Source organism: Snodgrassella sp. W6238H11 (genome assembly GCF_016100525.1).
Taxonomy (GTDB): domain Bacteria; phylum Pseudomonadota; class Gammaproteobacteria; order Burkholderiales; family Neisseriaceae; genus Snodgrassella; species Snodgrassella alvi.
In genome coordinates, this window is the sequence record NZ_JACFSH010000001.1 from 503,828 (window position 1) to 523,739 (window position 19,912).

19 protein-coding genes are annotated in these 19,912 nt (G+C 40.5%); 7 read left to right on the forward strand and 12 right to left on the reverse strand.

What is annotated here, in order from left to right:
• Positions 1-556: 556 nt before the first annotated feature.
• The 6 genes from H3V00_RS02225 to yjgA all read right to left on the reverse strand — a co-directional run bounded on the left by H3V00_RS02225 (position 557) and on the right by yjgA (position 6,151).
• Positions 557-2,155, reverse strand: a complete 1,599-nt coding sequence (locus tag H3V00_RS02225) for a peptide chain release factor 3 (protein ID WP_084551554.1) — start codon at positions 2,153-2,155, stop codon at positions 557-559.
• Positions 2,156-2,332: 177 nt separating this feature from the next.
• On the reverse strand, positions 2,333-3,205 hold the full coding sequence (locus tag H3V00_RS02230) for a folate-binding protein YgfZ (RefSeq protein ID WP_198206556.1): 873 nt from the start codon (positions 3,203-3,205) through the stop codon (positions 2,333-2,335).
• 118 nt (positions 3,206-3,323) lie between these two features.
• The gene (locus tag H3V00_RS02235; protein WP_025330612.1) at positions 3,324-3,608 is read right to left on the reverse strand and encodes a DNA-binding transcriptional regulator; all 285 of its coding nucleotides are present in this window, start codon (positions 3,606-3,608) and stop codon (positions 3,324-3,326) included.
• 317 nt (positions 3,609-3,925) lie between these two features.
• Entirely contained in the window at positions 3,926-4,702 is a 777-nt protein-coding gene (gene map / locus H3V00_RS02240) for a type I methionyl aminopeptidase (protein ID WP_025330613.1), read from the reverse strand.
• 51 nt (positions 4,703-4,753) lie between these two features.
• Positions 4,754-5,542: an indole-3-glycerol phosphate synthase TrpC gene (gene trpC, locus H3V00_RS02245; protein ID WP_084565600.1), complete on the reverse strand. Its 789-nt coding sequence runs from the start codon at positions 5,540-5,542 to the stop codon at positions 4,754-4,756.
• Between the two features lie 84 nt (positions 5,543-5,626).
• Positions 5,627-6,151 carry a ribosome biogenesis factor YjgA gene (yjgA, locus tag H3V00_RS02250; RefSeq protein ID WP_025330615.1) on the reverse strand — a complete coding sequence of 175 codons (525 nt, stop codon included), beginning with the start codon at positions 6,149-6,151 and terminating at the stop codon, positions 5,627-5,629.
• 117 nt (positions 6,152-6,268) lie between these two features.
• Here yjgA and pmbA point away from each other — a divergent pair, with 117 nt between their 5' ends.
• From pmbA to H3V00_RS02265, 3 genes are all read left to right on the forward strand, one after another.
• Positions 6,269-7,627 carry a metalloprotease PmbA gene (gene pmbA, locus H3V00_RS02255; protein ID WP_232335895.1) on the forward strand — a complete coding sequence of 453 codons (1,359 nt, stop codon included), beginning with the start codon at positions 6,269-6,271 and terminating at the stop codon, positions 7,625-7,627.
• 87 nt (positions 7,628-7,714) lie between these two features.
• Positions 7,715-8,203 (forward strand): disulfide bond formation protein B, encoded by a 489-nt coding sequence (locus tag H3V00_RS02260; protein ID WP_084565601.1) that lies wholly within the window; start codon positions 7,715-7,717, stop codon positions 8,201-8,203.
• 53 nt (positions 8,204-8,256) lie between these two features.
• Complete coding sequence (locus H3V00_RS02265; protein ID WP_084565602.1) at positions 8,257-9,504, forward strand: DUF1615 domain-containing protein; 1,248 nt, start codon at positions 8,257-8,259, stop codon at positions 9,502-9,504.
• A gap of 50 nt (positions 9,505-9,554) precedes the next feature.
• On the opposite strand, the gene H3V00_RS02270 is transcribed toward H3V00_RS02265, so the two are convergent.
• The 3 genes from H3V00_RS02270 to H3V00_RS02280 all read right to left on the reverse strand — a co-directional run bounded on the left by H3V00_RS02270 (position 9,555) and on the right by H3V00_RS02280 (position 13,714).
• A complete protein-coding gene (locus tag H3V00_RS02270; protein WP_084565603.1) occupies positions 9,555-11,459 on the reverse strand; it encodes an ATP-binding cassette domain-containing protein in 1,905 nt (634 codons plus the stop codon).
• Positions 11,460-11,555: 96 nt separating this feature from the next.
• Entirely contained in the window at positions 11,556-12,062 is a 507-nt protein-coding gene (locus H3V00_RS02275; protein ID WP_198206555.1) for a type IV pilin protein, read from the reverse strand.
• A gap of 338 nt (positions 12,063-12,400) precedes the next feature.
• Positions 12,401-13,714 carry a homoserine dehydrogenase gene (locus H3V00_RS02280; RefSeq protein WP_198206554.1) on the reverse strand — a complete coding sequence of 438 codons (1,314 nt, stop codon included), beginning with the start codon at positions 13,712-13,714 and terminating at the stop codon, positions 12,401-12,403.
• A 146-nt stretch (positions 13,715-13,860) separates the two neighbouring features.
• Here H3V00_RS02280 and H3V00_RS02285 point away from each other — a divergent pair, with 146 nt between their 5' ends.
• Positions 13,861-14,238 (forward strand): Mth938-like domain-containing protein, encoded by a 378-nt coding sequence (locus tag H3V00_RS02285; protein WP_198206553.1) that lies wholly within the window; start codon positions 13,861-13,863, stop codon positions 14,236-14,238.
• Between the two features lie 128 nt (positions 14,239-14,366).
• Here H3V00_RS02285 and H3V00_RS02290 read toward each other — a convergent pair whose 3' ends face one another.
• Genes H3V00_RS02290 through rlmB form a run of 3 tightly spaced genes read right to left on the reverse strand, consistent with a single transcriptional unit; the run spans position 14,367 to position 16,559 of the window.
• Positions 14,367-15,320, reverse strand: a complete 954-nt coding sequence (locus tag H3V00_RS02290) for an SPFH domain-containing protein (protein WP_025330623.1) — start codon at positions 15,318-15,320, stop codon at positions 14,367-14,369.
• Positions 15,321-15,322: 2 nt separating this feature from the next.
• Complete coding sequence (locus tag H3V00_RS02295; protein WP_198206552.1) at positions 15,323-15,757, reverse strand: NfeD family protein; 435 nt, start codon at positions 15,755-15,757, stop codon at positions 15,323-15,325.
• A 58-nt stretch (positions 15,758-15,815) separates the two neighbouring features.
• The gene (gene rlmB / locus H3V00_RS02300) at positions 15,816-16,559 is read right to left on the reverse strand and encodes a 23S rRNA (guanosine(2251)-2'-O)-methyltransferase RlmB (RefSeq protein WP_084586700.1); all 744 of its coding nucleotides are present in this window, start codon (positions 16,557-16,559) and stop codon (positions 15,816-15,818) included.
• A gap of 381 nt (positions 16,560-16,940) precedes the next feature.
• On the opposite strand from rlmB, the gene H3V00_RS02305 reads away from it, so the two are divergent.
• The 3 genes from H3V00_RS02305 to H3V00_RS02315 all read left to right on the forward strand — a co-directional run bounded on the left by H3V00_RS02305 (position 16,941) and on the right by H3V00_RS02315 (position 19,826).
• A complete protein-coding gene (locus tag H3V00_RS02305) occupies positions 16,941-17,606 on the forward strand; it encodes a DUF421 domain-containing protein (RefSeq protein ID WP_025330626.1) in 666 nt (221 codons plus the stop codon).
• Positions 17,607-17,735: 129 nt separating this feature from the next.
• Positions 17,736-18,539, forward strand: a complete 804-nt coding sequence (locus tag H3V00_RS02310) for a squalene/phytoene synthase family protein (RefSeq protein WP_198206551.1) — start codon at positions 17,736-17,738, stop codon at positions 18,537-18,539.
• Positions 18,540-18,827: 288 nt separating this feature from the next.
• Positions 18,828-19,826: an ABC transporter substrate-binding protein gene (locus tag H3V00_RS02315; RefSeq protein ID WP_174830081.1), complete on the forward strand. Its 999-nt coding sequence runs from the start codon at positions 18,828-18,830 to the stop codon at positions 19,824-19,826.
• Positions 19,827-19,912 lie beyond the last annotated feature (86 nt).

A 19,912-nucleotide genomic window follows, 5' to 3' on the forward strand; every position in this document is an offset into this window, starting at 1 on the left:
TTATTAATTTATAGTCGACTTGATATTAAGTAACTTAAATCAAAGAGAACATAACCTCTATGTTTAATTGAGATTTGATAAGAGAATTAAATAAAATTGTACAAAGGAGAATTTAAGAAAAAATGATGTAGAAAAATATTAAGCAAAACAAAATCAGCAATTTATAATCAAAAAATCATAAAAAACACTTCTGCAAATAAAAATTTTTTGAATCAAATGGGTGTTAGCAGATAAAAAAAGCCAATTTTATTATTAGATTATAGTGGGTAAGTAGGTAATTTAATTAAGTTAGCAGCGATTTTACAATATTTACAGCATGTATAAATGTATATGCTTTGTTCACCGCACAATAAAACATTCTTATACTTACTGCTACTTTTAAGTAATTTAGAGTTACAAAGTTATATACTGGGGTGTGGTATTTCTCTTAATAAAATTCGCAGATATATTATGTATTCAGAGTAGAAATAAATTGATTTAAATTAATATTAGATGTTTCTAAAAAGTAAGCAGCTTTTCCTCTAAGGAATAAGCTGCTTTTGTTTAAACAGAAAATTTATTGATTAATCTGTGCTGTTAGTTCGCGGGTTTCATGAAAACGAATATCCGGCCAGCGTTCTTCTGTCAGAGACAGGTTTACACGGTTGGGAGCCAGATAGGTTAGGTTACCACCTGCATCTGTAGCAAGATTAAGTATGTTGGCTTTTTCAAATTCAGCCAGTTTTTTCCGGTCAGAGCAGGATACCCAGCGTGCTGACCAGATGCTGACAGATTCAAATACGGCATCAACGCCATATTCGTTGGCGAGACGGGCAGTAACTACTTCAAACTGCAATACACCTACAGCACCGAGTATTAGATCGCCGCCATTGTGGGGTCTGAATACCTGTACTGCACCTTCTTCACCAAGTTGTTGTAATCCTTTTTGCAGCTGTTTCATTTTCAGCGGATTTTTAATTCTCACAGCACGAAACAGTTCCGGTGCAAAAAACGGGATGCCGGTAAAGGTGAGGCGTTCTCCTTCGGTGAAGCTGTCGCCAATCTGGATGTTACCGTGATTAGGGATACCGATAATATCACCAGCAAAAGCCTCTTCAACCAGTTCACGGGTATGTGACATGAAGGTGACAACACTGGATGCAGCAATGTCTCGGTTAAGACGCAGGTGTTTGATTTTCATGCCCCGGGTAAATTCACCGGAACACACGCGTAAAAAAGCAATACGGTCGCGATGCTTGGCATCCATATTGGCCTGTATTTTGAATACAAAACCGGAAAATTTGTTTTCAGTTGGTTCGACCACCCGCTCTAGTGTTTCTCTGGGCTGCGGAGCCGGTGCCCAGTCAATCAATGCATTGAGGATTTCCTGAATACCGAAATTGTTGATAGCTGAACCAAAGAAGACAGGTGTCAGCTCGCCACGCAAAAATGCGTCTAAATCAAATTCATTTGAAGCAGCCTGCACGAGCTCAATTTCTTCGCGCAGTTGCTGAATTTCAATCGGAAAGAGCTCATCCAGTCGGGAATTATTGATACCTTTGATTACATCAAATTCATGTGGCAGCTTCTCGCCACCGGCTTCAAAGAGGTAAATCTCATCATTCAGGATGTGATAGACACCTTTGAAATTTTTTCCCATACCAATCGGCCAGGTAATCGGAGCGCAGCGGATATGCAGTATGTTTTCAACTTCATCGAGCAGTTCAAGTGAGTCGCGAACTTCGCGGTCATATTTGTTCATGAAGGTAACAATCGGTGTGTCACGCAGGCGACAAACATTTAAAAGTTTGATTGTTTGTGCTTCTACGCCTTTGGCAGCATCGATAACCATCAAGGCACTGTCAACGGCAGTGAGTACGCGATAAGTATCTTCAGAAAAATCTTCGTGGCCGGGTGTATCAAGCAGGTTAACAACATGTTGACGATAATCAAACTGCATCACAGATGAGGCTACGGAAATACCACGCTGTTTTTCGATTTCCATCCAGTCTGATGTGGCAAATTTACCGGATTTTTTTCCTTTTACTGTACCTGCAGAGAGGATAGCTCCTGAAAACAGTAGCAGTTTTTCTGTTAGGGTGGTTTTACCGGCATCCGGATGGGAAATAATCGCAAATGTGCGGCGTCGTGCCGCTTCCTGGGCAATCTGACTCATGATTTTTATATTCTGAAAACAATAAAAACAAGACGGCTGTGGCCGTCTTGTAAAGAGATACATATTGTAGCACAGGTTGATATGAAATCTGTTAATTGGATATTTTAGTGCTGTTAATCATAATTTTTTATGAATATAAATTTTGTTTATCGGCTGTTTACCTGTGATTTAAACCGGTTAGTCATTAGCTGTAGAAAAAAAGCATTTTTTTATTATTAAAACTTGGTTGTTACATTTTAGCTGCGCCTGGGCAGCATTGTGTTTAATAACAGCCAGTGCCAGTGAAACTGAGTCTTTTTGTACCTGATTGATAATCAGCCCCGCTTCTTCATTGTTGCTATCATATATGCTGTCTCCGTCGGAAAGCGGGGTAGTACTTTCAATAAGTACCAAGCCGCGTTTTACCTGACCGCGGTACTGGGCCCGGGCGATAATTTCCTGTCCTGGATAACATCCTTTTTTAAAATGCACGGCACCGATAAGCTGCTGATTGAGCATTTGTGCCACACATGTTTCTGTGGTAGCTGCACTAATCCATGGATTGCCGCATGTGATTTCATGAGTTTTCCATGCTAGGGCATTTTCTGTATTCAGTGGTGGTAGTTGATCGATTTTGCCGATACTGACCAAAGAGTGATCTGGCAGTTGTATATGCCAGATCTGATTTGTCATCGTTGCTGATAAAACGTATTGAGGTTGTTCTGGTGTATTTGATACAGGAATATCATTTGGTAAACAAACTGCTACACCCCATTCAGGTAAGGTTTCCAATTTTACTTTGCTGCGCAAAATGTACATTTGCAATTTTTTCTGTAGTGTTTCACACAGATCGGCTGCAGAAATCAGAATAATATCGTCTCCTCTGTTAAGTAGAAGCATATTGGCGATGACACGGCCTTTAGCTGTGTTGTAAGTTGCCAGACATGCCTGTCCTTCTGCAAGATGATTAATGTCATTTGAAAGTTGATTATGCAAAAATGTGGTGCGATCTTCGCCGCTAACTCGAATAAGGCCGAAAAAGGGCATCAGGGTAGATGCTGTGTGTGTCATGTATAAATCCTAATTAATCGTTTTGCTTATTATAAGGTTGGAATTTTTAATATACAAAATAAAAGCTCCGTCCAGAGAAGGTACGGAGCTTTGATAAGGGGCTAATGAGCAGAGAGGATCATTTTCCTTCTACTTTGGCTTTAAGCTGCTGATACATATCAGGATGCTCAGTTTTAAGCAGTTCAGCCACTTCCATGTTTACGCGATTAAGTTTGCTTAATTCCAATTGTTCAACATGTACCAGACGAACCAGTTCACGAACTGGCTTCGGGATATTACGACCTGCTTCATAACGGGAACCGCCAGACTGAGTAACGCCAACCTGACTCCAGAACTCAATCTGATTCAGACCAAGTTTTTTACGGATTTCGCGCACATTGTTAATAGGCTTGAATGCTTTCATGATTTTTATACCTTAAAAAGCGAGTTGTCTATGTTTAGTTGAATTAATTAATATGGTCATTCACAGATAATTATTTATTTTGATAAAAATTTATCAATAAATGTTATGAAAAATGTTTTACCATTATGCATAATTATCTATGGACATCAATATTATCACAATTGTTTTTACATTCAATACAATATTGCTATTGTTTTATTAAAATGCGGTATAACAGGATAATACAAATTTATTTTAATTAATCTAAATTAAGATTTATTGCCTTATATCAGATATTCGTGCAGCTTAAATGTAAAGTTATGATATTTTAAAGTGAATTAAGGTTTGCCTGTTAATGGGCTGACTGTGAGTATTTCATAGCCGTCATCAGTAACCAATACCTCGTGTTCCCATTGTGCAGAGAGTTTGTGGTCTTTGGTTACAACAGTCCATCCGTCACCTAATATACGCAAATGACGTTTACCTTGATTAACCATTGGTTCAATTGTAAATATCATACCGGGTTGCAATTTTAATCCTGTATGACGACGACCATAATGCAACACTTGTGGTTCTTCATGGAATCCGCGTCCAACTCCATGTCCGCAAAATTCCTGCACCATGGAGTAACCTGCATTTTCTGCTACTTGCTGGCAGGCGTAACCAATATCCCCAAGTGTCGCGCCCGGCTTAACTACAGAAATACCGGCCATCATACTCTGGTGAGTGATGTTAATGAGACGGCGTGCCTGAGGGCTGATTTCTCCGACAGCATACATGCGGCTTGAGTCGCCATGAAAACCATCTTTGATAATGGTGACATCTATATTTAATATATCGCCATTTTTTAGTGGTTTATCATCAGGTATGCCGTGACAGATTACATGGTTAACAGAAGTACAGCATGACTTGGGAAATGGCGGGTTGCCATAACCTAACGGGGCAGGATAGCCGCCCTGAACATTGATATGGTAATCATGAATCAGACGATCAATTTCATTGGTGGTGATTCCCGGTTTGATAAACTGGCCTATGTAGTCAAGAGCTTCGGCAGCCAGCCGGCCAGCAACACGCATTGCAGCAATTTCTTCTGCATTCTTAATAATCACGGCCATGATTTTTCCTTTTAGGGTAATTAAAACAATTCAGTTAATGTGTACAATAATTTAAGCATTGACCAGTAAACTTAGTTCATCAGCAATGTTTTGTTTACGCATAAGGCTTTCACCGATAAGAAAAGTGTTAACCTGATGTTGTTGCATCATATGAATATCGTTTGTGGTGAAAATACCACTTTCTGTCACAATAGTTTTTCCGGTTAATGCAGGCAGAAGTTTGATAGTTTGTTTTAAATCTACTTCGAAAGTACGCAGATTACGATTGTTTACTCCCCATAGCGGGGTACGCATATTAATGCATTTTTCAAGCTCGTCTTCGTTATGAATTTCGAGTAATACAGTCATACCCAGCTCGTGAGCAATGGCTTCATATTCGGTTAACTGGGTACGGCTTAATGCTGCTGCAATAAGTAAGATTGCATCTGCATTGTATGCCCGGGACTGGTATACCTGATAGACATCTATGATGAAATCTTTGCGCAGTACCGGTAGATTGCAGGCATTGCGTGCGAGATTCAGATAGCCAAGGCTACCCTGAAAATAGTTTTTGTCTGTTAATACAGACATGCAGGCTGCGCCACCAAGCTGATAATCTCTGGCAATTTTTTCTGGAGAAAAATCAGGACGAATCAGTCCTTTAGACGGGCTAGCTTTTTTAACTTCGGCAATAATGGCAGCTTTTCCCTGATGATGTTTTGTATGTATTGCTTCAAGAAAAGGGCGCGCAGGGGCCTGGTCATAGGCTTTTGCACGTACTTCAGCCAGTGATTCAACCGTTTTGGCGGTAACCATTTCGGTTTTTTTTGTGGCAATAATTTTATTTAAGATATCACTCATGGTTTTTTTGTCCGGAGTTACATGCTGAAGCTGAATTAATGAAAAAAGTGAAAGGTGAATTGTGTGAAGAGAGAGAAGTAATGTTCAGGATGCTGTATCTTCACTAATTTCCGTTTTCAATACCTGAAAAATAGCCCGGAAAGCTTTTGGTGGCTTTCCTGCAGCCTGTTCCTTACGGGCATTGCGGATTAATGTACGCAGATTGTTGATATCAATATGCGGATAACGGCTGATAATTTCAGTGAGGCTGCTGTCATCGGAAATTAAACGATCACGCAGATTTTCCAGCCGTTGTAAGTAAGCATTATGTGCGCTGTTTTCACCTTTGAGGCGAGCCAGATAATCACTGATTGGTTTGGTATCGGTTTCGCGCATGAGACGACCGATAAACTGAGCTTGACGTTTCAGTGCGCTGTTCGAGGTAATTTTCTGGTAGCTTAATACTGCCTGTAATAAATCCTCTGACAAATTTATTTTTTTCAGTGTATCAGCAGACAGTTTAGTTAGCTCCATACCTAATTGCTGCAAATCATTCATTTGCTTTTTCAATTGGGTTTTACTTACCCATTCTTCGTCTGCACGGGACTGACTGTCTGTATTACTGTTCATATATGTATGTGTTACGTGTATATCGAAATTTCAAGTATCTATTTTAGCAAAAAATCCATATCATTTCAGTTGACATGTATGTTTAACTGCTGCCAGTGCTGAATTCAGCATGTTAGAATGCAGGCTTCTTCGCATGAGAGTAGATTAATGTTTCATCATAGTGCCGATCAGTTACAGGAGCTGTGCCAGCAGGCAATAAATAAAGCCAGAAAGCAGGGAGCCAGTTCTGTTGAAATTGATATCAGTGAATCTGCGGGTCAGAATGTACAGGTACGCCAGCAGAATGTCGAACATATTGAGTATCAGCAGGATAAATCTCTTGATGTAACTGTTTATGTGGGACAGGCTAAAGGGCGTGCAAGTACTGCTGATTTTAGTAATAAGGCAATTGACGAAGTCATCGGAGCAGCTTTGAATATTGCCCGTTTTACTGCTCAGGATGATTGCGCCGGTTTGGCAGATGCGGCATTACTGGCAACGGAATTCGGTGATACAGAATCTTTTTTCCCCTGGCGGCTGTCTGCTGATGAAGCAATTGAGATTGGTAAAAAAACCGAACAGGCAGCACTTGATACGGATGAGCGTATTAAAAACTCCGAAGGAGCAGAAGTACAGACTGATCATTATCAGTTTGTATATGCCAACAGTAATGATTTTTGTGCTTATCAGCGCGGCAGCAGGCACAGTATTTCCTGTAGTGTAGTGGCTGCGGACGCTTCCGGAATGCAGCGTGATTATTGGTACGATTTAGCGCGTGATGCACGAGATCTTGCTGATGCTGAAATTATCGGACAGACAGCGGCAACACGTACAGTACGGCGTCTGGATGGCAAGCCTGTGGCTACAGGAAAATATCCGGTAATTTTTGATACTACTATAGCCGGTAGTCTAATTGGTCATCTGGTAGGTGCTCTGAGTGGTAGTGCGTTATATCGACAAACCAGTTTTCTGGTAGATAGCCTTGGTAAACAGATTATGGCGCCCTGGGTATGTCTTACAGAGAAACCACATGTGAAAAAAGCGCTTGCCAGTACATATTTTGATGCTGAGGGTGTAGCCACACATGAACGTACTGTTATCAATGAAGGCTCTGTTGCGGGTTATTTTCTTGGTAGCTACAGTGCGCGTAAGTTAGGTATGCGTACTACTGGAAATGCAGGTGGTGTTCATAATTTATATCTTAATCATACCCATGCCAGTCAGGACGATTTATTGAAAACAATGGGAACCGGTTTATTGGTTACTGAGTTGATGGGGCAGGGTGTAAATGCTATTACTGGTGACTATTCGCGAGGTGCGGCAGGTTTCTGGGTAGAAAACGGAGTGATTGCCTATCCGGTAGAGGGTATTACAATCGCTTCACGTTTACAGGAAATGTTTATGGCGATGGTTGGTGCAGCAGATGATGCGTTAAAGCGCAGTACGCATAAAGTTGGATCTATTCTGATAGATAATATGACTATTGCTGGTGCCTGAAACGTAAATGATTATGGGAATTTGTTTGATTAATAGACGGGCAGAAAGTAGAAATGTTTGGTAACTGTCTGCTTAAAAGGATTGAAAATGAGCTTCCGTAAAGCATTGTGGTGTGTATTTTTTCTGGCTGTGCTTTGTGCAGCTGGTTCTTTTGTTGGTCAGTATGTTCTGGGTATGAACCCGTGTGTGCTGTGTATTGTTCAGCGTGTTGCGGTTATTGCCACTGGGCTTCTGGCATTTTTGTGTGCCTGCTGTCCTAATCGCAACAGTATTGAGCGGGTGATAAATGCTATTTTGGTCAGTCTGGCACCCATAGGCGGACTGGGTGTAGCTATATATCAGATATATATTCAGCATCTGCCATTGATGGATCAGCCATCTTGTGGTGCACCGTGGACTTTCCGTCTGCGTGATGCGCCATTGTTTCATTGGTATGAACCGATTATTCGCGGTACAGGTAATTGTGGTGAGGTTCAGAAAATTTTAATGATACCTTTACCGATATGGAGTGCGTTATTTTTTACAGCCGTATTGATTTGGGTCTGGGTATGGTTTTGGCGAAGCCGTAAGGGCTAAAACCGGGCTGTGTTTCTTGCTGAAAACAGATTTGTTCGAATGAATGCTATGGTATGAATGCTAGATTTTTACTGAAGACTATTAGTCATATAACACTGGCCGGGTTTCTGCTATACAGCCTGTCTGCATGTAAGGACAGTGGCGGATGGTATGGCGGTAATGATGATTCACCGGATGACAGCAGCAGAATTTTAAATCAGCCTTCTCAGATAAGCAGACTAATACCTGCTCGTGTAAAAGAACGAGATGCGTGGGCTGTGGATATCAGCCGGATAATGGATGAGCTGAAAATCAATAAAACACAGGAAAATATATGTAGTGTAATTGCCGTTGTAGATCAAGAGTCTAATTTTGTTGCTAATCCAACTGTTCCGGATCTTGGTAATAAAGCAATTAAAGCTTTTCAGACAGAAGTGCCGCAAAAATTTGTCAGACAGTTCGGACCTGCTCTGGGACCGGCAGTTTCACGCTATTTTACTTCAGTACTGGTTAATGAACCCAGCAAAGAAAACAGTTTCCTGATACAGATGCGTACGGTTAAAACCGAACAGCAGCTGGATTTAATTTACCGGCAGATATTTGCTTATGTTTCAAAGCAGTTTTATGCAGATTCAATTACCAATGCCGCAGCTAAGTTTATGGGAAAGGATATCGGAGAAGATAATAATCCGATTACAACAATTGGTTCAATGCAGGTATCAGTAAAATACGCACGTGAACATCAGCGTGATAATGCTCCGGTAAATGAATTACGTGATTATATGTATACACGTGAAGGTGGTTTATATTATGGTATTCACCGGCTAATGAAGTATCCAGCAGCCTATGATAATGCTCAATATCGTTTTGCTGATTATAATTCCGGCATGTATTCCAGCCGTAATGCGGCTTTTCAGCAAGATATAAATAAACTGCTTAATACAGATATGGCTCTGGATGGAGATTTATTACTGTATGATAAAGATGATAAGGCGCAATCAATGCCAAGTCAGACTGAAACTGCACTGAATCAGTTATTTGCCGATCATGGTATGCCAATGAAACCGGAGCAGATACGTGCAGATTTATTACAGGAAAAACAGGCAGAATTTGAAAATACATCCACCTATCAGAATGTAATTACTTTATATAAGCAACAGTTCGGTAAGAATCCGCCATATGCCATTATGCCGCAGGTTGTAATTAGCGGACCAAAGTTAAGCAAAGATTATAATACCAACTGGTATGCTACTAATGTCACACGTCGTTATGAAACTTGTATGCGGCATGGTGGCGGCACCGGACGCCATCGTAAAAGATAAATTCAAACACAAAAAAGCCAGTATATGAATATACTGGCTTTTTTATTGGATTAGCCCTGATTTTTTTGTTTTGCTTCAAGGATTTCCCAACGTTCAAGTTTTTCCAGCAGCAGCTCTTCTATTTCAGCAATACGTGTTTGCCATTCAGTTGCCAGTTTATAGTCATTTTTGAATATTTCCGGATCGGAAAGTTTATTATTCAGCTCTTGCTGCTCTGCTTCGAGAGCAGCAAGCTCGTCGGGTAAGCTGGCGAGTTCACGTTGTTCGTTGTAGGAAAGTTTATCGTTGCGTCGGCTTTTTTGCCGGTTTTTATCAGGATTAATGGTATTTTTGCTTGTTGTGGGCGCTGGTGTTAGTAAGCTTTGTTCACGTTTTTGGGCGTCAATATAATCCTGATAACCGCCTATGTATTCTTTTAACTGACCATTACCTTTGAAAACTATGGATTGAGTAACTACATTATCCAGAAAAGTACGATCGTGGCTGACAAGAAATACAGTGCCGTTATAATCCCGCAATAACTCTTCCAGTAATTCCTGCGTATCGATATCCAAATCATTTGTTGGTTCATCAAGTACCAGAATGTTGGCTGGACGAGTAAATAGTTTGGCCAGTAATAACCGGTTGCGCTCGCCACCAGAAAGTGATTTGACTTCACTACGAACTCTGGCCGGAGAAAACAGAAATTCTTCAAGATAACCAATTACGTGTTTACGCTGACCGCCAATATCAATGTAATCATTACCCTGACCTATAGTATCAAAAACAGTATCGTTTTCATTTAATGCACTACGAAACTGATCGAAATAGGCAACTTCCTGACGTGAACCCAGCCGAATTTTGCCTGAGGTTGGCTGCAATTCACCTAAAATCAATTTTAAAAAGGTGGTTTTGCCAACACCATTTGATCCTATCAGACCAATTTTGTCACCGCGCTGAATAACACAGGAGAAATCACGCATAATAAGGTGTTCACCATAAGCAAATCCGGCGTGTTCAAGCTCTGCTATAATTTTCCCGCTGGCTTCACCACGATTTAAATTAAAGCTGACCTGACCCTGCACCTCACGACGTGCAGCGCGTTCGCGGCGTAGTTGTTCCAGCCGTTTAACCCGCCCCTGGTTACGTGTGCGGCGTGCTTCAATTCCTTTGCGAATCCATGCTTCTTCCTGAGCATGAAATTTATCAAAAAGCCGGTTATGTTCAGCTTCAACAGCCAGTTCCTGTGCTTTTTTTTCACTATAAGCACTAAAACTTCCCGGGTAACTACGTAAATGTCCGCGGTCTAATTCGATGATACGCGTAGCTACACGATCCAGAAAGCGTCGGTCATGTGTTACGACAATCAGGCTGCCGGCAAAATTACCAAGCAGATTTTCCATCCATTCTATCGCTTCAATATCCAGATGGTTGGTTGGTTCATCCAGTAACAGGATATCAGGTTTTTGTACCCATGCCTGAGCCAGAGCAACGCGCTTTTTCTGACCACCGCTTAAATTGCCAATCAATTCGTTTTCCGGCAGTTGTAATTCACTTAAGGTTTGCGCAATTAAGGCATCAAATTGCCAGCCGTTACGGTTTTCCAGCTCATTTTGTAATTCAGTTAACCGATTCAGACTGGCTTCATCACCTATATTCTGGCTGAGCTCATGATACTCACGTAACAGATTTTGCAGTTCACCCAATCCTTGGGCTATGGTGTCAAATACAGTGGTCTGCGGGTCAAAAAAAGACTCCTGCGGAACATACACAACTTTTTGGTTGTTTTGGATGGTCAACAATCCGTCATCCAGTTTCTGTACCCGGGCCAGAATTTTCAGTAATGTGGATTTCCCGGCACCATTGCGACCAATAAAGCCTATTTTTTCACCTGCATCCATTTGCAGAGATGCATGATCCAGTAAGGGGTGGTGACCTACAGCAAAGCAGGCATTATCGAGTGACAAAATACTCATGATTAAAACGGATATGTTCTGATATCAATTATGAAAACGAGTGTATTGTATCAGTTTAACAGTTAATATGTTGCTATTGTCCTGTATATAGAATAATTAAAAAATCCGGCATTTTTTGTCTGGTTGACCTTTACCATCAAAAAAATGATTTTCTTCATCGCAGCGGCTGGTACTGCTTTGACAGATAAATATTCTGCCATCCTGATTTAGTTTGATAATTCGGGGTTCAGCTTCAGTATTAATGGCTACAGCTTTAAGTGTGAAATGCTCTTCACGAGCAAAACTCGGGTTCCCTTGTATACGAAAACAGAAATGCTGATTTTTACTGACAGGTAATTCTGGCCAGTTGTGCTTGTTTTGTTTATAACTAAGATGTTTCTGATAATGTACAGCAAGAAATTGACCATTAATCAGCAGTGCCGCCTTCGCCTGATTTAATCGTGCCTGTAACTGATGCTGACGATAATATGGATAAGCTATAACGGTTAATATAATGATAACCGCCAGAGTAACCAGAAGCTGAAGCATGCTGTAGCCCTGTATATTTTTACGGGTAAAACGCGGATGATATCTGACTGGTAACTGATGGAATATACGAACCATTATGGAAAAAAACAATCAATATTTTAGTATAATATTATATATAAATATATTTATTTTGTATATTTTATTCATTTAAATGATGAATTAATTGTAAATTTTTAAAATTTTATCAATGTTTTTATATAAATATAATTCGCTTAATTATTTTATGCATATTTAATTATTATATGCTCAGAAATAATAATCTGATATTGAGAATTAAATTACTTTTGTCGATATTGTAAAAATAAAAATTTTTATTTTTACAAACAGTACAACAAACTTTGTGCTGACTTCTGCAACGACGATAAAAAAACGGGCAAATAATGCCCGTTTCAGTAACAAGATTTGTAATGGAATTATCTAGGATGTAAGCTTTCCATCCGAATCATGGTAACCGGAGATAATACTCGTGGTAATGCCTGAATTCTGGCCATTGATTGTTTGATAAAACGTTCTTTAGTTGAATGTGTCAGGATAACAATTTCGGCAGATTCCTTATTAATCATACCTTTTTGGATGAGAGCCTCAATAGAAATATTTTCTGCAGCAAGAATATTCGCAATTTCTCCCAGCACACCTGGTTCATCGCAGGCAGATACACGCAGATAATAACTGCTGGTGATTTCATCCATTGGCAGAATGGAGATATTTTGTAATGAATTAGACTGAAAAGCCAGATAGGGAACCCGGTAGCTGGCTTCAGCATTCTGTAATCGGGTTACATCAATAATATCAGCCATTACCGCACTGGCAGTTGGGCCGGCACCAGCACCAGCACCATAATAGAGTGTCTGCCCAATCATATCTGCCTGAACAGATACAGCATTCATAACTCCTTCTACTTTTGCCAGTAATCGGCTTTCAGGGATTAAAGTAGGGTGTACACGCAGCTCAATACCTTGCGGAGTTTTGCGGGTAATACCAAGTAATTTAATGCGATAGCCTAGTTCCTCAGCATAACAGATGTCCAGACTCTCCAGATGACTGATGCCTTCCAGATAACACTGGCTAAAATTAATCGGGGTTCCGAATGCCAGTGCGGAAATAATACTTAATTTATGACCGGCATCATGACCTTCAATATCGAATGTAGGATCGGCTTCTGCATAACCTAGTTCTTGTGCTTGTTTTAATGCTTCCAGAAAGGTACTGCCTCGGGTACGCATTTCACTCAGAATGAAATTACTGGTGCCATTGATAATGCCGGCAATAGATTCGATATGGTTGGCAGCCAGCCCCTCACGTAAAGCTTTAATAATGGGAATACCGCCGGCAACTGCAGCTTCATACATCACCATTACATTGTGTTCAGAAGCCAGTCGGAAAATTTCGTTACCGTACTCTGCCAGTAGTTTTTTATTGGCCGTAACGATGTGTTTTCCGTTTCTGATTGCCTGAATCACAGCGTCTTTAGCTATTGTTGTACCGCCAATCAGTTCTACCACAACATCAACATCAGTTGCATTTACTACTTCAAATACATCATCACTAACAAAAGTGCTGTTACCGCATATTTCTCGGGTACGTTCAATATTACGACTTGCTGCACGGGTAATAATTAATTCGCGACCAAGCCGGCGAGTAATTTCATCCGCATTATTCTGTAATAACTTGACGGTACCACCACCTACTGTGCCGACGCCCAGCAAGCCTATACGCAGAGGCTGCATGTTTACTCCTTCAAATAGACAAATTTAATTTATGGACTGCCTGATACTTGCAATTTTACGTGAATAATCTACTATGCTAGCCGAAAACTGCTTTTTTGACTACTACAGCCATAGTATGTTGTGTGGTTATGCATAAGGAAATTTTAATGCAAATTGAAGAAATCCGGGATAAACAAGGATTATGGATTGAGGAAGTTGATACCGGAAAAATTACTGTAAACGGCCGGCAATATACTCAACCTGTATGTATTACTGCTGATGAGGTGCTCACACTGGATAAGCAAGCAGCTAGTGAGTTAACCATTGATGATTTTATTCAGGCTTTACAGTTTAAGCCTGAAGTGATTTTAATCGGTACTGGAAATCATCATGTGTTTATTCATCCGCGTCTGACTTCACAATTAGTCGCAAAAGGAATCGGTGTAGAAAGTATGTCTACAGCTGCTGCTTGCCGTACTTTTATGGTATTGCGCAGTGAAGGCCGCAGTGTCTGGGCATGGTTGTGGCCGTTAACAGAAGAGTAGTATGTATTTAAATATATTACTTTTAAAAAATAATAATTTAGAAATAATCAGTATCAGGGTTACGGATAAAAAATCAGGCTGCCGGTATCTTTAACCGGAACCTGATTTTTTAATAGTTACGTAAGTTATTATTTAACTGCTGTGCTGTTCTGACCTTTGATAATGCTCATGCCAGCACTTACCAGACTACCAATATCTGCAACATTAGCAGGCATAATCAGAGTGTTATTGGTTTTTGCCAGTTTAGCAAAAGCATCTACGTACTGTTCAGCCACTTTCAGATTCACAGCTTCTGTACCGCCCGGTTCTTTTACTGCGGCAGCTACCTGACGAATTGCTTCTGCGGTCGCCTGTGCAACCAGACGCAAAGCTTCAGCTTCACCTTCGGCGCGATTAATTTGCGCTACTTTGGCACCCTGTGATTCATTGATAGAAGCTTGAGCTTCACCCTGTGACTTCTGAATTTCAGCTTCACGCTGACCGGCCGCCAGATTAATCTGTTCCTGCTTGATCCCTTCAGACTGAGCAATACGTGCGCGTTTTTCCCGTTCGGCTGTAATCTGAGCCTGCATTGAGCGCAGAATTTCCTGAGGTGGAACCAAATCTTTGATTTCATAGCGCAATACTTTAACGCCCCATGAAACCGCTGCTTCATCCAGAGAGGCAACCACGGTATGGTTAATATCATCACGTTCTTCAAAAGTTTTATCCAGTTCCATACGACCAATAACTGAACGTAATGTTGTTTGAGCCAGTTGGGTAATGGCAACTACAAAGTTACTGGAGCCATAGGATGCAAGTTTAGGATCAGTTACCTGAAAATAGATAATACCATCCACTGTAAGCTGTGTATTATCGCGGGTAATACAAACCTGACTGGGTACATCCAGTGGTATTTCCTTTAAGGTATGTTTATAAGCGACACGATCGATAATCGGAATAATAAAATTAAGACCGGCTACCAGAGTAGCGTGATAGCGGCCTAAACGTTCAACAATATAGACTTCCTGCTGAGGTACAACTTTAAATGCCATGCAGATAAATGCAACAATGGCGGCGAGAAAAATAAAAGTCAGAATCATGATTATTCCTGCTGAGTAGAAGGGGCTTGAGAAGTAATATTTAAAATATTGCCTTGATGGCTGATGATTTGAGCACTGTCACCGGATTTTGCGTCAGTCGGATGATTAAAACGAGCCTGCCAGATAGTGCCCCGATAATGTACCTGCCATAATCCGTCGGGTAGGAGCTGAGTAAGTATCACTGTCTGACCGTAGTCCGGATCATCAGTTGGTTTTGCCATGTTTTCACGCGGATGTTTCTTTTGCCAGACACGTACGATGGTAATACCCAGAATAGAAAAAACTATTGCAATAACAGCATTGATGCTCTCACTGGTTTTCAGCAGCCATTCAGCCAGACCGGCACTGAGTAATGAGGCACTGATTACCAGCATATAAAAAGTGCCGCTAAACATTTCCAATACAAACAGAACCAAAGCTGCAATACACCAAATCATCAGTATCTCCTTAACTTTATAATATTTAACAGAAATGTGTTTTATTGTAAAGCCGACTTTAGGCAGATAGTATCCGTTGCCTACGGGTTTCGCTCAGAACGATACCAGTGCTGACAGAAACATTCAGGCTTTCAACGGTTCCGAACATAGGAATGGATACCAGTGTATCACACAGATCTCGTGTTAAACGGCGCATGCCATTACCTTCTGCACCCATTACCCATGCTACTGCTTCCGGGGCCGTAAAGTGATATAAGTCATCACTACCGTTCATATCAGTACCGATAATCCAGATACCGCGCTGTTTTAATTCACGAATGGTGCGTGCCAGATTTGTCACTGTAATATAAGGTACTGTTTCCGCAGCACCACAGGCTACTTTACTTACGGTGGCATTTAATCCGACACTTTTATCTTTGGGTGCAATTACCGCGTGAACTCCCATAACATCTGCAACACGCAAACAGGCTCCCAGATTATGCGGATCTGTAATGCCGTCAAGAATCAGCAATAACGGTGGTTCATTCAGATTTTCAAGTACATCTTCTATGTCTACATGTTGTCTGGAAGCATCGATAAAGCCTACTACACCCTGATGGCGGGCATGTTTACTCAAAGTATCGAGCCGTGCCTGATCTGCGCTGATAATGCGCACATTTTCTGCTTCAGCTTTATTTAATACATCGCGCATACGGGCATCATGTTTACCCTCCAGTACATAAAGTTCAATTATGCTGTCCGGGTTTTGCCATAAACGGGCATTAACTGCGTGAAAGCCAATGATGAGGCGCTGATTTGACATGTATATTTCATTTAGTGAGTAAAGAAACCAATTATAACGGAAATTAGTGTACTAATCTGATTATACCGAATAAATATCATTCTTCATTTAAAAATGTAATTGTGATGTAATTTTCCTGATAAAAGAAATAAATACCGTTGACAGGTAATTAAATTTTTCGCTCAGGGTTAAGACGGTATCAGTTACATCTTGATAAAAAATTATTGCTTATAAAATGTTATCTTTATCATTTATTTAAAATAAAGCAAATTAAACTAAAGTTTCTTAATGTTCATTTTCAGAGTTTATGAATAAAGTTAAGAATGATGCTTGTATGAGGGGAATGAACTCTGATCGGTAATAACTGGTTGGGAATTTAACTTTAATACAGGAAAAATTCTTATGGAATATTATTTATGGGTGCTGGCTAAATTTTTGGTTGGTTTTATTATTGTCATTCTGCATTTGAATGTAACAGGTAAAACGCAGTTGAATCAGATGACCCCGGTAGATTTCATTGGTAACTTTGTACTTGGCGGTATTATCGGTGGGGTGATTTATAATCAGGATATTCCGATTTATCAGTATATTATTGTGTTGTTAATCGGTGTTTGCCTTATTTCGTTATTAAACTGGGTATGCAAGCATGTTAGTTTTATCCGAATGTTTGCTATTGGTGAACCGATTCCGATTATGAAAGACGGACATTTTTTGATGGATAATATTCTGCGTAAAAAGAATAAGATTGATATTCTTAATGTGGCTTCACTTTTGCATGCTCAGGGTATTACTTCGTTTCAGGAAGTCAGTTATGCACAGATTGAACCCAGTGGTTCGCTGACGGTATTAACTGATAAAGGCAAATATCCTTCATTAATTTTATTTAAGGAAGGAGAGGTGCGTACAACGGAATTGCATCGGATAAATAAGGATGAGAAGTGGCTGGAGCAAAAAATTCAGCAACAGCACCTGACAGAAGATGATTTATTTCTGGTTGAATTCTGGAATAATAGTTTAAATTTTGTACTGCGTAACGGCGAAGTAAAAAAAGATACGCTAAAAAGTTAATTTTTATTGCAGATTAGTGGCTGGAGAAATATCCGGAAAAGGTTACAATACTGTTTTAGGTTAATTTAATTTATTGCTGTGCAGCCACTCGAATATTGTCTTCAGAAAATTTGCCATAGCAGGAATGCTATGGCTTTTCGTTTTCCTTTTCTTTCCTCGGTGCAGCGTCATGCACTGATAGCTTTGTATGCTTTGCAGCAAGAATTAAATGATGTAGTAGAAGATTGTTCTGATGCTAATGTGGCTTTGACAACACTGCGATGGTGGGAGCAACAACTAGATAAGCTGTATAACTCTGATTCTGTTCCTGAACATCCTTTATTACAGGCTTTAAAACCATTTATTACCCGATATTCTTTACCATTGGCTGAAATACTGGCTTTGCCTGATGCACTTCGTACGCAATTAACTCAGGCCAGATTTCAGGATATGGAACAGCTATGCCATTATAGTAAACAGGCAGGGATGGTGCAGGGGCGTTTAACAAGCAGAGTTTTGGGATTCAGTGCAGCACAAACTTTGGAATTTGCCGATAAAGTGGGTGAAATATGTCAGCTGGTGATGATTTACTCACGGATTGGTGCGGATACAAGGCTGGGAAAGCTGTATATTCCAGTAGAGTTATTACAGCAATTTAATGTTCCGGCTCATTTGGTACTTAACCGACATGGTGGAGTTGAATTTACGGCATTGATGAACGCATGGCTTGCTACATTAAAACAGCAGTTTAATTCTACTCTTGCTTTGCTGCCCTCTGCAGATAACCGCAGGCAGCGCCCAAGTCTGGCCATGCTCTCAGTAGCCTGGGCTCAGCTTAATGAAATTGAGCAGGACGGTCTACAGAATATCATGCAATATCAGCTGGTCGTGCCGCGACCGCGTCAGCAAAGGTTATTCTGGAAAACATGGTTGTGTGGTTTTCGGCCGGTATAGATTAAAAAATGTGAAGCAGGGTGTTTTCTAAGAAAAGTGTGATATGGCGAGTATTATGAGTTATAAGAACTATTTTTGTAATTGAATTATATTTTTAAAATTTTATTGCTTAAATAAATAAAATATTGAAATTATATTTCAATGTAAAAGCGTATGTCTGAGCAATTTTAATTACGCAATAAGGCTGGTTTTTTGTATAATTTATGCCATCATCTGCTTACTTGTGCAGGTGTAAGCAATTTTATTGCTAAATTGCTTCCGGATTAATCCTGTGCTGAGGAACCTCATATGCTCAGAGCAAAAAAAACCTTATTTATTCTGGGTTTAACTGCTGCCTGTTTGCTTTCTGCCTGTTCGCAATCCGAACAGGGAAATAAAACCAGCGATACCAATACGAAAAAAGTAGCCATTACGGCAATTGTTGAACATCCTGCTTTGGATGCTGTACGTCAGGGTGTGATTGATGAGTTGCGTGCTGAAGGCTATGAACAGGGTAAAAATCTTCAGCTGGATTTTCAAAGTGCACAAGGGAATACTGCTACTGCCGGTCAGATTGCTAAAAAATTTGCCGGCAATAATCCAGATGTAATTGTCACAATCGGCACGCCAAGCGCGCAGTCTATGGTTGCAGCAACACGCAAAATTCCGATAGTGTTTGCAGCAGTAACCGATCCGGTTGCAGCTAAACTGGTAACAAGCTGGGAACCCAGCAAAACCAATGTTACCGGTGTTTCTGATGAACTGCCTTTACAGCCACAGATTGATTTAATGAAACAAGTTGTACCTAACCTGAAAACAGTGGGTTATGTATATAGCCCGGGGGAAATCAATTCAACTGTTGTGCTCGGACAATTACAGTCTTTACTGGCTAAGGACGGTATTACTGTGGCCGCAGCACCGGCACAGCGTACAACTGATGTTCCCATGGCTACTAAAAGCTTGCAGGGTAAGGCAGATCTGATTTATACCTCTCTGGACAATAATGTGGTTTCTGCTTATGAATCCATGTACAAAGTTGCCAAAGACATGAAAATGCCCTTGGTGGCTTCAGATACCGGTTCGGTAAAACGCGGTGCGGCTGTAGCACTGGGGGTTAATTATCATGAGCTTGGTACAGCTACTGGTAAAATTGTAGGCCGGATTCTCAAAGGAGAGCAGGCTGGTAACATTGCTCCGCAGCGTATGACCGCAGATCAGCTTGATTTAATGGTAAGTAAATCTCATGCTGCCGAACAAGGTATTACATTTTCGGAGCAATTACTCAAACAGGCTAAATTAGTCGATTAGGATTATAAAAAGCCTCTGGGACGGATACCGTAACATCGGCAAGCTGATTCAGGCTTTGCCGATGTTGTTTTTATTTTCAACCACAA